The organism is Corynebacterium sp. NML140438 (genome assembly GCF_001875725.1).
GTDB lineage: Bacteria > Actinomycetota > Actinomycetes > Mycobacteriales > Mycobacteriaceae > Corynebacterium.
This window is the reverse complement of record NZ_MLCQ01000022.1, coordinates 180,079-194,485: the sequence shown is the minus strand read 5'-3', so window position 1 is coordinate 194,485 and position 14,407 is coordinate 180,079. Positions and strand designations below refer to the sequence as shown.

Sequence of the window (14,407 nt, the reverse complement as noted above, 5' to 3'; positions counted from 1 at the left end):
GGTTGTCACCGGCGGACAATGCTAAGCCTACTGTTCCGCACCCACGATGCGCATCCACGCTTCACCGCCTTGCCAACTACGCATGTCAAAGTCTTCCCACGCCCGGCGTTGGTTGCGCTTTGGATCAAACACAATCGAAGGATGCTCATTAATGACCGCAGTGGCACGTCCGGGGTGGTCGTCGCCACGAAAGTCGTAGCGGGGCCAGTTTGGCTCGGGCGCTCCGGTATGGAAAAACGATCCCCAGTTGCGTTGCATGACATCGACTACCGCCTCGAATGCCACGGTGGAACCGAAACGATCAATCTTCGCTGAACGCGTGCCCTCCCTGTCCCCGAACACCGCCATCAGATCCGCTGTATGCATTGCACCAAGCCCGAGCCGTCGCATCGTCGCCGATGCGTATTCAAAGCGGTACATCCATGTCGGAGCTACCTTGCGATGCTCCCCTGCCGCGATCACAGATGGCCCCCAAAACACAGCATCGGCAAGGAACTCAGCGAAGTCCGTGCGCTGACTGACGTCGCTGTACGCCTGGATCACTGCTGTCGCGTTCTTCGCGTCGTACGCTTCCAGCAGACGGCGCGCAGCCCGCTGCCGTGCTTTCGTTCGCTGGTACAACGCTTTGGCAAAGCTGGCTTCGTCGGCGTTCGTCCCGATAATGAGTGGCACCGGCGCCTGCTTTCCTTCCCGGAACATATCTAGTGGATGCGCAGGCAAGGTCGTGCCGTCAACTGTTGGCATAAAGCTTAAGTTCAGCTCGCGCAGCTCACGGCTGGTCAGCAACATCGATTGCCCCACTTGGACCAGCTCTTTGGCGGATACCTCCCGAAGGTGCTCGAGGGTGGACAGCCGCGGCAGCCCCATGCCATCCAACAGTGTCGACGTCCACATCGCAGCCTGCGCTTTGGTGTGCACGGATGAAAGCGGAGTGGACTGGGCAATAGCCCGGTGAAACAACCCACGGGCCGCCGGCGCACACATCATATGGATCACGGATGCTGCGCCAGCTGACTCCCCCATAATGGTCACGTTGTTCGGATCGCCTCCGAATGCGGCGATATTTTTGTGAACCCACTGCAACGCCAGAATCTGGTCCAGGATTGCGGGGTTGGCGACGCAGTCCTCACCGATGCTGCGCAGATCCAAGTACCCGAGCACGCCAAGGCGAAAGTTGAGCGATACATAGACAATGTCAGTAGCCTTAGCCAGAAAGTGCCCCTGGAGCACTTTTTCATGGCTGGACCCACTCACGAATGAACCACCATGGAAGTAGACCACGACGGGGAGCACGTCGTCCGTATCTGGGCGCACGATGTCCGCGTGCAAACAGTCCTCAGTGCCGATCACGGTATCTTTCCACCCGAAGCTTGTCTGCATAGCGGGCGGACGGTAATTGGTCGTGGTAAGCACACCCGACCACGGAGGCGCAGGACGCGGAGCACGGAATCGGTTCTCGCCACTCGTGTCGGCCCCATAAGGCACCCCTCGCCAAGTACGGACCCCGGTTTGTGGGTCGATGGTGCCAGCAACGATCCCCGAGGTTGTCTGCACCCGAAGGTGCTCCTGTGGATGATGGCTGGTGGCATGCATGCCTTTAGCCTAGCCCGCAATGCTGACCATTCTCGTTGAACTTCCTAAGACGAGTACGATGAACGGCCGGACCAATAAATATAAGGAGAACACCACACCGCATGTTAGAAAAGTTCCGTAAAGACAAAGATGAAGCCACCGACGCTGACGAAATCGTCGAGATTATTGAGGACGCCCGCACTGAGGACTTGGGATCCCTCGAAGAGGAAGCCGGACCAGCCGGTCGCGCATTCATCGCTGCGGTAGACAAGGCCGTGCATCTTCAATCAGGCGCCATTCGGGCGTATGTTCACTGGCTGCGTCGCCAGCATCCCGAGCAAAGCCCCGCGGAGATCCAGCACACGATGGATAAGCACTTTAAAAACGCGGTCTCTGCAACCGGTGCTGGCGTGGGCGCTGCCGCAGCGGTCCCCGGCGTCGGTCTCATCGCCGGTGCTGCAGCTGTCGCTGGCGAATCCGTTGTGTTCCTCGACCTCGCCGCGTTTTACACGCTCGCCTCGATGTACGTGCGCGACGTCGACATTGACGACAAGGTACGGCGCCGCACCGGCGTGCTCACTGTAATGATGGGCGCCCAGGGAGTTGCGATCGTCGATGCGCTGCTTGGCGCCGACAAGGCCCAGCCGAAAGACTTGGCGTCGAAAAATGTGTTGACGCGTTTCGCAGGCCCTGGCCTCGCCGAGGCCAATGGCGTCCTTTCGCGCGTGGCAATGAAGTCGTTTACGAAGAGGTTCCGCCGCGCCTGGATTGGCAAGATGCTGCCACTCGGGCTTGGCGCGATCGCGGGCACCGCAGCGAATCGGAAGCTTGCGGACCGCCTTATGGACAATATCGCCGTCGCACTCGGCACCCCTCCTGCAAGCTTCCTGAGCCCACTTCCGGAAAAACCGGAAAAGGAAGAAGCTGGCTTGAGCGCGAATCCAAAGAACCTGCTGCGCTGGGTCCTCCAGCTCTTCGGCGACGAGGACAAGGTTGCCGATGCACGCGAGGCCGAGGCCCCGCAGGAAATTACGAAGTAACTTTGCCAATATGGTTCGCCCCGCCTCCCCCGTAACCGAGGCGGGAGCGACGCACTTCCAACCTTTGCCTACCCCCGGTAGCACCTCTGCTTTAGTTGGAGAACTACATCTCCTTCTCCCCACCACCGCGTCACCCAGACGCGGGATTCGCTCGACATCAGCGTCTGCAGATCCCTCACGGTGGCGAGGTGTTCGGACCACCCCGATCGGACACTTCCCGACAACTGCCACCACGAATGCTTCTCGACGCCCTCTCCGCACCGCACGCCAGACCATGATCAGACCTTGCCCTATTCGTCGCTTCGCAACAGCTTCACGCGCGCAGACAACGCGATGAGCGATCAATCTGGGTGCACTCCGAATACCGTTCAAGTACTTGTTAACGATTGAGGACGTATCATTGATGACGGTTCTCATGAGACCCTTCTCACTCAGAACGGAAGATATGCCCATTTGTGGGTTATCTACCGCTAAAGGGGGTAGATCTCACACGTACGAGGGCTTTTCGGGAATGTAAGGTAGCACTACCTAATCCCAGACAATTAAAGTCGTTGAAAAGTTACATACAACCCAAGAAGAGAGGCGAGCACCTGCCGTGAGCAGCGAAGATACGTTCGGCCAGAACGACTGGCTGGTTGAGGAGATGTTCCAGCAGTACAAACAGGATCCCAACTCCGTCGACGCGGAGTGGCGTGATCTTTTCGAGAAGAAGGGCACCCCATCGGCAGCGGCAAGCACCCCCGCGCCTAACCGTTCGTCGAAGACTGCATCAAGCGCTGGCAGCTCCACGAGCGCCCCTAGCCAGGACGGCCGCGAAACCCAGGTCGACCGTGCAGCAAACGAGGCAGCATCGAAGCGCGCGAAGAAGCCAGCTGCTTCCCCATTAGACAAGCTCGACAGTGTGAAGGTCGCCCCTGGAGAAGAACAGCTCAAGGGGGCATTCCGTGCTATCGCGAAGAACATGAACGAATCGCTTGAGGTTCCGACTGCCACCACAGTGCGTGACATGCCGGTCAAGCTCATGTTTGAAAACCGCACGTTGATTAACGAGCATCTCAAGCGCACCCGCGGCGGCAAGGTTTCGTTCACCCACATTCTTGGCTACGCCATTATTCAGTCCACCAAGCTGCACCCGGACATGAACAAGAGCTACAAGGAGGATGGCAAGAAGTCTTTCGCGGTACAACCGGATCACATCAACCTTGGCCTTGCGATTGACCTGCCGCAGAAGGACGGGTCTCGCTCGCTGGTTGTGGCAGCGATTAAGGAGTGCGAGAACAAGTCCTTCTCGGAGTTCGTCGCAAGCTATGAGGATATTGTTCGTCGCGCTCGTGACGGCAAACTCACGATGGACGACTTCTCCGGTGTGACGATCCAGCTAACCAACCCAGGCGGTATCGGTACCCGCCACTCGATTCCGCGCCTAACGAAGGGCCAGGGCACCATCGTTGGTGTTGGCGCAATGGATTACCCGGCAGAGTTCGCGGGCGCCAGTGAGGATCGCCTGGCGGAGCTGGGCGTCGGCAAGCTTGTGACGCTTACGTCCACGTACGACCACCGTGTTATCCAGGGGGCAGAGTCTGGCGAGTTCCTCCGCGACATTTCGCAGCTGCTGGTTGATGACAAGTTCTGGGACTCCATCTTTGAGTCCTTAGAGATCCCGTTCCACCCGATGCGCTGGGCGAAGGATCTGCCGAACTCCGGCGTAAACAAGGACACTCGCGTCATGCAGCTCATCGAGGCCTACCGCTCCCGCGGTCACCTCATCGCTGACACGAACCCGCTGCGCTGGCGCCAGCCAGGCCTGCAGCAGCCTGACTCTCGTGACCTGCTGATGGAAACCCACGGCCTGACGCTGTGGGACCTCGACCGCACTTTCCACGTTGGTGGATTCGGCGGCAAGGAAACCATGACGCTGCGTGAGGTGCTCTCCCGCCTGCGCGCCGCGTACACACTGCACGTGGGTGCCGAATACACGCATATTCTTGACCGTGACGAGCGCGAGTGGCTCCTCGAACGCATCGAGGCTGGTATGCCGAAGCCAACAAACCCTGAGCAGAAGTACATCCTGCAGAAGCTCAACGCCGCCGAGGCGTTCGAGAACTTCTTGCAGACGAAGTACCTCGGCCAGAAGCGCTTCTCCCTTGAGGGCGCAGAAACCCTTATCCCGCTGATGGATGCGGTGATCGATACTGCCGCGGGCCAGGGCCTCGACGAAGCCGTTATCGGCATGCCTCACCGTGGTCGCCTGAACGTGCTGTTTAATATCGTCGGTAAGCCTGTTGCCACCATCTTCAACGAGTTCGAAGGCAACATGCAGTCGGCGCAGCAGGGTGGCTCCGGTGACGTGAAGTACCACCTTGGCTTCGAAGGCAAGCACATCCAGATGTTCGGCGACGGCGAGATCAAGGTATCGCTGGCAGCCAACCCATCGCACCTTGAGGCTGTTGATCCGGTGCTCGTCGGTATCGCCCGCGCGAAGGCTGACACTCTGCGTGAAAACGGCGTCCGCGACGACAACCCTGTGGTGCCAATCATGCTTCACGGCGACGCAGCGTTTGCTGGCCTCGGCATTGTGCAGGAAACGCTGAACCTGTCCCGCCTGCCCGGCTACTCCGTCGGTGGCACGATCCACATCGTGGTCAACAACCAGATTGGCTTCACCACAACGCCAGATTCCGGTCGTTCTTCCTACTACGCAACCGACCTGGCGAAGGGCTTCAACTGCCCGGTGTTCCACGTCAACGGTGACGACCCTGAAGCAGCCGCATGGGTGGCGCACCTGGCAACTGAGTACCGTCGTGCCTTCGGCAAGGACGTCTTCATCGACCTCATCTGCTACCGTCTGCGTGGCCACAATGAGGCTGACGACCCAACCGTGACGCAACCAGTCATGTACGACCGCATCCACTCCCACGACTCGGTGCGTACCCGCTACACCAAGGACCTCATCGGTCGTGGCGACATCACACACGAAGAAGCCAAGATCGCGGCGCAGGACTTCCACGACCAGCTCGATGCAGTCTTCTCCGACGTGAAATCTGCGGAGGGCAGGCCAAGCGACCAGACCGGTATCACGCACTCGCAGGAACTGACGCGTGGCCTGGACACCTCGATCAGCGAAGAGACGTTCAAGCGTCTCGCAGATGCGTACGGCAAGCTGCCTGAGTCGTTTGAGCCGAATAAGCGTCTCAACAACGTGATTAAGAAGCGCGGTGGTTCATTCGAAAACGGCGATATCGACTGGGGATGGGGCGAACTGCTCGCCTTCGGTTCCCTTGCAGAGCAGGGCAAGTTTGTCCGCCTCGCAGGTGAGGATTCGCAGCGCGGTACGTTCACGCAGCGCCACGCAGTGCTCTACGACCCGAACGACGGCACCCCATACAACCCACTCGACGCGAATGCGGAAGCACAGGACAACGGTGGCCGCTTCGAGGTGTTCAACTCAGCACTGACTGAGTACGCCGGCATGGGGTTCGAGTACGGCTACACCCTCGGTAACAAGGACGCGGTCGTCGCATGGGAGGCGCAGTTCGGCGACTTCGCCAATGGTGCGCAGACCATCATCGACGAGTACCTGTCTTCCAGTGAGACCAAGTGGGGCGAGCTTTCCAGCATGATCGCACTGCTGCCTCACGGCTACGAGGGCCAGGGCCCTGACCACTCCTCTGCCCGCATCGAGCGTTTCCTCCAGCTTGTCGCTGAAGGCTCGATGACGATTGCCCAGCCGACCACGCCTGCGAACCACTTCCACCTGCTGCGCCGTCAGGCACTCGGTGATATGAAGCGCCCGCTCGTTGTCTTCACCCCGAAGTCGATGCTGCGCAACAAGGCCGCTGTCTCACAACCTGCGGACTTCATCGAGGTGGACAAGTTCCAGTCGGTGATCGACGATCCCGCGTTCGTTCAGCGCGGCAACGTCAAGATCGACGGTGCGGGCCACGACAAGGTCACGACGATCCTGCTGTGCTCGGGCAAGATCTACTACGAGCTGGAGAAGCATCGTACAAAGGATAAGCGCGACGACGTCGCCATCATCCGTATCGAGATGCTGCACCCAATCCCGTTCAACCGCATCCGGGACGCGTTCGAGAATTACCCGAACGTGAAGGAGATCCGCTGGGTGCAGGACGAGCCAGCAAACCAGGGCGCATGGCCGTTCTACAACGAGCACCTGCGCACGCTGATCCCTGAGATGCCTGAGATGGTCCGTGTCTCTCGCCGCATGCAGTCGACCACTGCGACCGGTGTGGCAAAGGTCCACCAGGAAGAGGAGAAGACTCTGCTGGATGAGGCGTTTGCGAAGTAGATAGCGCTACGAGCAACAGTCCCCCAACCGCTCACCGCGGTTGGGGGCACTTTATTTTTCTTAACGGTCCGGGATAGTCCCTTTTGAGGTTGGCTAGGGAGCGGTCGTCGGCTCGGCTTCCCCGCCGTTGGCGTCGGGGTTCTCAATGTTGATGCTTGCGTACTCGCGTAGCCAGTCCGCAGTCACGAAACGTGGCTGCTTCCCCTGTGCAACCTCTTCACTCATCTCCTCTAACTGGGTAGTACTGATCACACGCGTCATCGCGTTGATACGCCTGACTTCTTTGCGGGCGAACTTGGACTTGTGGAAGAGCGGAATGATGCTATTCGGAAGGTGCGCGAGTTCCACCTTCGATGCGCATCCCTGTGCTGGCGAAGGGTCTACCGTTTGAATGTTGCCAGGTAGCGCACCTGCAAGCCGATCAAACGTCGCTTCTGATGGGTCTTCACCTTCGAGACGATCGTGCGCAATGTCGCTCTCGAGCGCCTTCGCTCCGTGCGGATCCAGCGACCCCAAGAGGTCGCCTGAGCATGCCACCACCAGGTCGACGTCCTCTTCTTGCAGCAGCTCAGCCGCGTTTCGGTCGTAGACGTCATTCAATGGGACTACCCCGGCCGAGTGCCCCATCGCTTTGATGATTTCGTAGTAGATCTCCCCCAGCACCACCTGTTCAGGTTCCGAAGAATCAATCCCAATCTTAACGATGCTGCCACGCGATTCACCGTTGACGAACTTCACCGGTGAATCTGAATCATCAGCGCAACCAGTCAAACCGCCTACCAGGCTTGTTGCCAGCACTGTTGCGATCAACGTGCGGCTAGGACGCAGGGATACCATAAACACCTTCTTCGTAGTGCGCTCGAGTGAGCCGAGAAACAGAGCTAGTTTAGCGCGTAGCGTCGTCATTGGTCGCGTCGTCGTTCGCTATCTCGGTTGGCCGCGCTGTACCGTTTTGCGGGCGCATCGCGGCGATCATGTCACGCGCCCGCCGCGCCGAATCAGGCGCGCACAGCACATCGTATCGGCGTGCAACGATACTGGTCGCAGAGGCAAAGTCGCGCTTGCCACCCGTAAAGGCGTAGGCGATCGCGGCGAAGATCGCGCCGAACACACCGCCCATCGCTACGCATGAGACGAAGATGCCCCAACCGCCTTCTTCTGCGAACAAGGAAAAAATAATGCCGATGAACATGCCCATCCACAAGCCCGACAACGCACCTCCCCCGAGTACTTTGCCCCAGGTGAGTCGGCCAGTGATGCTTTCAACCTGCATTAAGTCCACGCCGACGATTGTGAGCTTTTCTACCGGGAACTCTTTGTCCGACAGAGTGTCAACTGCCTCCTGTGCTTCTTGGTAGGTAGTGAAGCTTCCCACTGGCCACCCCGTTGGTACCTCTCGTGCTACCAGGCGATTGTTGTTGAGTTGGGCCATGCCTCGTCACTCCTCTGCTCGTACGATCATCCAGCTTCTCTGACTATACTGAAGCCCGTTATGGCTAACGTAGAACTCATTTCAGAATCACAAGTCCGAGAAGCACTCGCCCGCGTTGACGACCCCGAGATTGGCAAGCCCATCACCGAGCTCGGCATGGTCGAGTCCGTACGTATCGACGGTCCCAACGTCACCGTCGGTATTTACCTCACCATCGCAGGCTGCCCAATGCGCGACACCATCGAAAACAACGTCCGCGCTGTCATTGAGGAAATCGACGGCGTAGAAAACGTGACGGTCACGCTGCACACTATGAGCGCGGAGCAACGCCGCGAAATGGCATCGAAGCTCCGTGCACAGCAGCCTGGCCCAGACATTCCGTTCGCCGACCCATCCTCGCGTACCCGGGTGTTCGCGGTGGCTTCGGGCAAAGGTGGCGTCGGCAAGTCCTCGATGACCGTGAACCTCGCTACCGCAATGGCGGCACAAGGCCTCAGCGTCGGAGTTGTCGACGCCGACATTTACGGGCACTCCGTACCGGGTCTCCTCGGCTCCTCGGACATGGGACCAACGGTGGTAGAAGAGATGATCATGCCTCCGATCGCACATGGCGTGCGCCACATCTCGGTAGGCCAGTTCGTGGAAGGCAATGCTCCAGTGGTGTGGCGTGGCCCGATGCTCACCCGCGCTATTCAGCAGTTCTTGTCCGACGTCTACTGGGGCGATCTGGACGTGCTCTTCCTCGACCTGCCACCGGGGACAGGTGACGTCGCGATCACGGTGGCGCAACTCATCCCAAATGCTGAGCTGCTCATCGTCACCACGCCGCAGGCTGCCGCAGCCGAGGTTGCTGAGCGCGCCGGCACAATCTCGCAGCAGACGGAGCAACGCATCGCGGGCGTGATTGAAAACATGGCAGGGATGGTCATGCCGGATGGCTCCGTCATGAACATCTTCGGTGAAGGTGGCGGCCAACAGGTTGCCGAGCGCCTCACTGCACTCACTGACAGCGATGTACCGCTGCTCGGTTCTATTCCGCTGGACCCGAAGTTGCGCGAAAACGGCGACGTAGGAACACCAGTCGTCACTGCTGACCCAGATTCTCCTGCTGCAACTGCTATCCAGGAGATCGTTGCCAAGCTGAAGATTCGCCGTGATTCACTTGCAGGCAAGTCCCTCAACCTTGGCGTCAAGCACACCGAGGACTAGAGAGGCGCTGCACCAAACTAAGTAACGTCAGCCCAGGAAAACCCCCCACCACTGGGCTGGCCACCATCCTCCGGTCCCTTCTTCGACGAAGGCTGCGGCGACTGCGACGGCTGTGGAGCTGCCGGCCGATCGTCTTCCATCATCTTGCGAGGGTCAAAGCTTTCCAGGAACTCCTCGTCATCCTCGAAGAACAGCTTCGCCATAGCACGCTTCGGCCCCATCGATGCGTACTGCGACACCGTATCGAGTGGTTTCCGAAGTTCCTCAAACTCTTCGAGTTCCCCGTTGAGTTCACGCTTCGCGTTATTAATTGCCTTGCGGGCAGCGTAAATCGCGGCCCGAACATCTTCGATAACGCTAGGAAGCCGCTCCGGTCCGATCACAATGAGGCCAATGATCAGGATGAAAAAGATTTCACCCCAGCCAATACTGGAAAACACGGATCACATCCTACTCTCGGTGTCGCAGCGCTCGGAGCGTGGCATCAACAGCAGCGACGAGGGGCGATCGCTCCTTTTGTTTCCGTTCTTCATCGCGTGCTGCATCCGACTGCATCTCGTTGCACAGCCCACTGAGCTTGGCCACCAACGAATCGGGTGCTCGCAAGTTGTCGTCGTTGCAGGCTTTCACACGTGCTGAGGCCCTTCGTTGTGCAAGGACGTCTTGGAAGCACTCCGGGCATTCCACCATGTGTTTCATGGCGCGACGAGCTGCGGAACGTGAGAGTTCTCCGTCTACGAAAGCAGCGATCGCTTCGGGGTTCAAATGCTCAGTGGAACAAAACGCTCGCACGGTAACGCTCCTTTCGCATCGATGGTCGGCGACTGCCTCGCGCCCTAGCGTAGCCGAATTAACTCTTCCGTGGCGACGTCGTGTCGTGCCTGCTCCTCGAGCGATTCCCGTAGTTGGGTACGACCACGGTGAATACGTGAACGAACGGTGCCCATCTTGACGCCGAGCGTCTCGCCAATTTCCTCATACGTCATGCCGACAACATCACAGAGCACGACTGCGACGCGAAAGTCTGGGCTGAGCTCGTCAAGCGCGTGCTGCAACGCGGGATCAAGGTGCGCGACGTTATACGCTTGCTCGGGCGTCATGTCCGTCCCCGGAACACGCTCATAGTCTTCCGGAAGTGCCTCCATCCGAATCTTCGTGCGGTGGCGCACCATATCGAGGAAGAGATTCGTGGTGATTCTGTGCAGCCATCCACCAAACGCACCGGGTTTGTAACTCTTCAGATTCCGAAATACCCGGATGAATGTCTCTTGGGTGAGATCTTCCGCGTCGTGCTGGTTGCCGGAAAGGCGGTATGCGAGGCGGTACACACTGTCAGCGTGTTCCGCGACAAGCTCCTCCCACGACGGCATCGCCCCTACCCCGGCATCGAATGCAGCCGTCCCGCGCAGGTCTTCGAGCGCGACAGAATCGTGGTGAGCGGCGACATTATCGGGTTGCATGCCTCATATTGTGGCAGATTGATATCGCATTCTCCAACGAAAAATCGTAAAGGTTACTGCATGCGCGTAGCGCACACGCTGTGAGCGCAGTTCCGGTTATGATGTTGGCTGTGAGTGCGACCGCTTTTGATCAGTTGACGAATTACATCCATCAGTCTTTCACTGATGACGAGCAGCAACAGTTTCCTGCTGCGTTCCGCGAGGCATTGAAATACGCCAGCGTCGAAGCGCAGGAAAACGGTGTGCGTGCGCCGTCTGTCATCGTCGGCACGCTGCTCTCTACACTCGCAGCCACCTGCCCGAGTGGTCAGTCTCAGGGAGCTGTCGCGATCACCCCGGCAGCCGGGGTTGTCGGCCTGCACCTGCTGCGCGGCCTGCCCGAGCGCGCTTCTCTTACCTGTATCGAGCCCGAAGTCACGTTGCAAACCGGGGCCAAAGAAGCCTTCCGCGCCGCCGAGTACCCGGCGTCCCGCACGCGTTTCCTGACAGCACGACCACTCGATGTGATGGGCAGGCTAGCAAACGAGGCGTACCACCTTGTGTACGCCGATGTTGCACCGATCGAGTTCACGGCGGTCATTGATGCCGCGTGGCCTCTCCTGAGCAAGGGCGGCACGCTCATTCTTGCTGACTCCTTGTTGGACGGCACCGTCAGCGATTCCACCCGCAGGGACCGTGAGACCGAAGCCGCCCGTGAAGCCGACCGGTACGTGAGTAGTCTCGCCGCTGACTATGGCGCACTCGTGGCTCGCCTGCCCCTCGATGGTGGCCTGACCATCGTCACCAAGCGCTAACGCAACGTACGCATAAGCAAGGCCCGCCCGGACTTTTCTTCGTTTCGGGCGGGCCTCCTCTGCGCAGCTATTCCTGCACCACCTGGTTCTTGCCGACGACCACTACGCCATTTTCCGAAACGGTGTAACGCTTGCGGTCCTTCTCAAGGTCCACGCCGATGATTTCGCCGTCGGCGACGTAGACATTCTTATCGAGGATGCAGTGGCGAACCACCGCCCCCTTACCGATGCGAACGCCCGGCATCAATACGGAGCCTTCAACTGTCGCACCTTCCTCGACTCGCACGTCGGTGGAGAGCACGGAGTTTCGTACCGTCGCGCCAGAGATAATCGATCCAGACGCCACCATCGACTCCTGTGCAATGCCGCCCACGACGAATTTCGCCGGGGGAAGATTACCGTCTTCGGTGGAGTGGATCGGCCACGTCGAGTTGTACAGGTTGAACACCGGGTACGAAGAAATAAGGTCCATGTGCGCCTCGTAGAAAGAGTCAATGGTACCGACATCGCGCCAGTAGCCCTTGTCACGTTCCGTAGCACCGGGTACATCGTTCTGGGAGAAGTCGTATACGTTTGCTTCACCCTTGCTCACGAAGTACGGGATGATGTCGCCACCCATATCGTGATCGGAGTCCTCGTTCTGTTCGTCCTCGAGTAGCGCTTGGATAAGCGGCTCGGTGGAGAACACGTAGTTGCCCATCGACGCAAACGTCATATCTGGATCGTCTGGGGTCCCTGGTGGGTCCGCAGGCTTTTCCAGGAACTCGGTAATCGTGCCGTCCTCTTCCGCCTGGATACAACCGAATGCTGTGGCCTCTGAGCGCGGAACGCGAATGCCCGCCACCGTTGCGGCCTTGCCGGACTTGATGTGGTTTTCCACCATCTGCGACGGATCCATCCGGTAGACGTGGTCAGCGCCGAAGACCAGCACATAATCCGGCTTGTCATCGTAAATGAGGTTGAGGGACTGCACAATTGCGTCTGCAGAGCCGTTGTACCAGCGCTTCCCACGACGCTGCTGGGCCGGCACCGATGCGATGTACTGCGGCGTTGGACCGGACACATTCCAGGCTGTCGCCACGTGTCGGTCCAACGAATGCGACTTGTACTGCGTCAACACAGCGATTCGCATGTACCCAGCGTTAACTAAGTTCGACAGAACAAAATCAATTAATCGATAGTTGCCTCCAAACGGGACAGCAGGTTTGGCACGGTCAGCGGTCAACGGGAACAAGCGCTTCCCTTCGCCTCCGGCAAGGACAATTGCAAGTACTCTAGGCTGGCTTCTCACGTCCTCGAGCCTATTGAAAAATCCGTGACCTTGCAGCGTTTTCCCTCCTAAAGTGGGCAGCGCTACATTTCGGGTTTCACTTCCCTGCACCGATGTCAATTCGTCACTATGCTCGTGCGGTATGAGAGTCGGAATGATGACCAAAGAGTATCCGCCTGAGATTTACGGTGGAGCCGGCGTGCACGTCACGGAACTCACGCGCTTTATGCGAGAGATCGTTGACGTCGACGTTCACTGCATGGGCACTCCCCGCGACATGAAAGATGTTTACGTCCACGGGGTCGACCCGGTACTTGCAGATGCCAATGGCGCCATCAAGACCCTGTCGACGGGCCTTCGGATCGCCCACGCTGCCAACAATGTGGACGTGGCCCACTCTCATACCTGGTACGCGGGTCTCGGTGGCCATCTCACGGGTCTCCTCTACGACGTCCCACACGTTGTTACTGCTCACTCCTTAGAGCCCGACCGGCCGTGGAAACGCGAGCAGCTCGGTGGAGGCTACAACGTTTCGTCGTGGAGCGAGAAGAACGCGTTTGAGAACGCTGATGCGGTGATCGCGGTTTCGGCTGGCATGAAGGAAGCAATCCTCCGTGTCTACCCGAGCATCTCTGCGGACAAGATCCACGTCGTGCTCAACGGCATCGACCCCGCAAAGTGGTACCCGACCGAGGGAACCGTCCTGACGGACCTTGGCGTCGACCCTTCCAAGCCGATCGTCGCATTCGTTGGACGCATCACTCGGCAGAAGGGCGTCGCGCACCTGCTGAAGGCCGCGTCACACTTCGACGAAGATGTTCAGCTCGTGCTGTGCGCGGGTGCACCGGATACTCCGGAGATTGCCGCGGAGACGAAGGGGCTCGTCGAAAAGCTGCAGTCCGAGCGCGACGGGGTGTTTTGGGTGCAAGACATGCTGCCAGCAGAGAAAATCCGCGAGGTATACTCCGCGGCCAATGTCTTTGTGTGCCCTTCCATCTACGAGCCATTGGGCATTGTGAACCTAGAAGCGATGGCGTGTGAGACCGCGGTCGTGGCATCCCGCGTCGGCGGCATCCCCGAGGTCGTCGTGGACGGCGAGACGGGCGTGCTGGTGGACTATGACAAGACGCAGCCCGGAGCCTTCGAACGCAACCTCGCCGAGGCAGTCAACCGCGTCGCCGGTGACAAGGATCTGTCACGCAGGCTAGGTCACGCTGGCTTGGCACGCGCCCGCAATGACTTCTCCTGGCAGACAATCGCACAAGACACTGTCAAGATCTACGAACAGCTCACGAAATAATGCAGGGGTGAACACCACTTA

At 59.0% G+C, this 14,407-nt stretch carries 12 protein-coding genes; 5 read left to right on the top strand and 7 right to left on the bottom strand.

The annotated features are described in order from the left end of the window. Positions 1-27: 27 nt before the first annotated feature. Positions 28-1,593 carry a carboxylesterase/lipase family protein gene (locus BJP08_RS07830; RefSeq protein ID WP_071569058.1) on the bottom strand — a complete coding sequence of 522 codons (1,566 nt, stop codon included), beginning with the start codon at positions 1,591-1,593 and terminating at the stop codon, positions 28-30. 101 nt (positions 1,594-1,694) lie between these two features. On the opposite strand from BJP08_RS07830, the gene BJP08_RS07825 reads away from it, so the two are divergent. Both BJP08_RS07825 and BJP08_RS07820 read left to right on the top strand, forming a co-directional pair. Beyond that, complete coding sequence (locus BJP08_RS07825; protein ID WP_071569057.1) at positions 1,695-2,612, top strand: hypothetical protein; 918 nt, start codon at positions 1,695-1,697, stop codon at positions 2,610-2,612. A gap of 595 nt (positions 2,613-3,207) precedes the next feature. Then, a complete protein-coding gene (locus BJP08_RS07820) occupies positions 3,208-6,921 on the top strand; it encodes a multifunctional oxoglutarate decarboxylase/oxoglutarate dehydrogenase thiamine pyrophosphate-binding subunit/dihydrolipoyllysine-residue succinyltransferase subunit (protein ID WP_071569056.1) in 3,714 nt (1,237 codons plus the stop codon). Between the two features lie 93 nt (positions 6,922-7,014). On the opposite strand, the gene BJP08_RS07815 is transcribed toward BJP08_RS07820, so the two are convergent. Beyond that, complete coding sequence (locus BJP08_RS07815) at positions 7,015-7,827, bottom strand: hypothetical protein (RefSeq protein WP_143110057.1); 813 nt, start codon at positions 7,825-7,827, stop codon at positions 7,015-7,017. Beyond that, on the bottom strand, positions 7,808-8,353 hold the full coding sequence (locus BJP08_RS07810) for a general stress protein (protein WP_071569054.1): 546 nt from the start codon (positions 8,351-8,353) through the stop codon (positions 7,808-7,810). The genes BJP08_RS07815 and BJP08_RS07810 overlap by 20 nt, the downstream gene beginning before the upstream one ends. A gap of 60 nt (positions 8,354-8,413) precedes the next feature. Between BJP08_RS07810 and BJP08_RS07805 the strand changes: the two genes are divergently transcribed. Continuing rightward, positions 8,414-9,562: an Mrp/NBP35 family ATP-binding protein gene (locus BJP08_RS07805; protein WP_071569053.1), complete on the top strand. Its 1,149-nt coding sequence runs from the start codon at positions 8,414-8,416 to the stop codon at positions 9,560-9,562. A gap of 17 nt (positions 9,563-9,579) precedes the next feature. Here BJP08_RS07805 and tatB read toward each other — a convergent pair whose 3' ends face one another. The 3 genes from tatB to sigE are packed head-to-tail and all read right to left on the bottom strand — an operon-like array spanning position 9,580 to position 11,022. Continuing rightward, positions 9,580-10,002, bottom strand: a complete 423-nt coding sequence (tatB, locus tag BJP08_RS07800; protein ID WP_071569052.1) for a Sec-independent protein translocase protein TatB — start codon at positions 10,000-10,002, stop codon at positions 9,580-9,582. 10 nt (positions 10,003-10,012) lie between these two features. Continuing rightward, on the bottom strand, positions 10,013-10,354 hold the full coding sequence (locus BJP08_RS07795) for a zf-HC2 domain-containing protein (protein WP_071569051.1): 342 nt from the start codon (positions 10,352-10,354) through the stop codon (positions 10,013-10,015). A 44-nt stretch (positions 10,355-10,398) separates the two neighbouring features. Further along, positions 10,399-11,022 carry an RNA polymerase sigma factor SigE gene (sigE, locus tag BJP08_RS07790; protein ID WP_071569050.1) on the bottom strand — a complete coding sequence of 208 codons (624 nt, stop codon included), beginning with the start codon at positions 11,020-11,022 and terminating at the stop codon, positions 10,399-10,401. Positions 11,023-11,123: 101 nt separating this feature from the next. Between sigE and BJP08_RS07785 the strand changes: the two genes are divergently transcribed. After that, positions 11,124-11,816, top strand: coding sequence for an O-methyltransferase (locus tag BJP08_RS07785; RefSeq protein WP_255364803.1), 693 nt, complete (start codon positions 11,124-11,126; stop codon positions 11,814-11,816). A gap of 67 nt (positions 11,817-11,883) precedes the next feature. Here the strand turns inward: BJP08_RS07785 and glgC are convergent, their stop codons facing one another. Next, on the bottom strand, positions 11,884-13,107 hold the full coding sequence (glgC, locus tag BJP08_RS07780; protein WP_071569049.1) for a glucose-1-phosphate adenylyltransferase: 1,224 nt from the start codon (positions 13,105-13,107) through the stop codon (positions 11,884-11,886). A gap of 121 nt (positions 13,108-13,228) precedes the next feature. Here glgC and glgA point away from each other — a divergent pair, with 121 nt between their 5' ends. Beyond that, a complete protein-coding gene (gene glgA / locus BJP08_RS07775; RefSeq protein WP_071569048.1) occupies positions 13,229-14,386 on the top strand; it encodes a glycogen synthase in 1,158 nt (385 codons plus the stop codon). Positions 14,387-14,407: the final 21 nt, after the last annotated feature.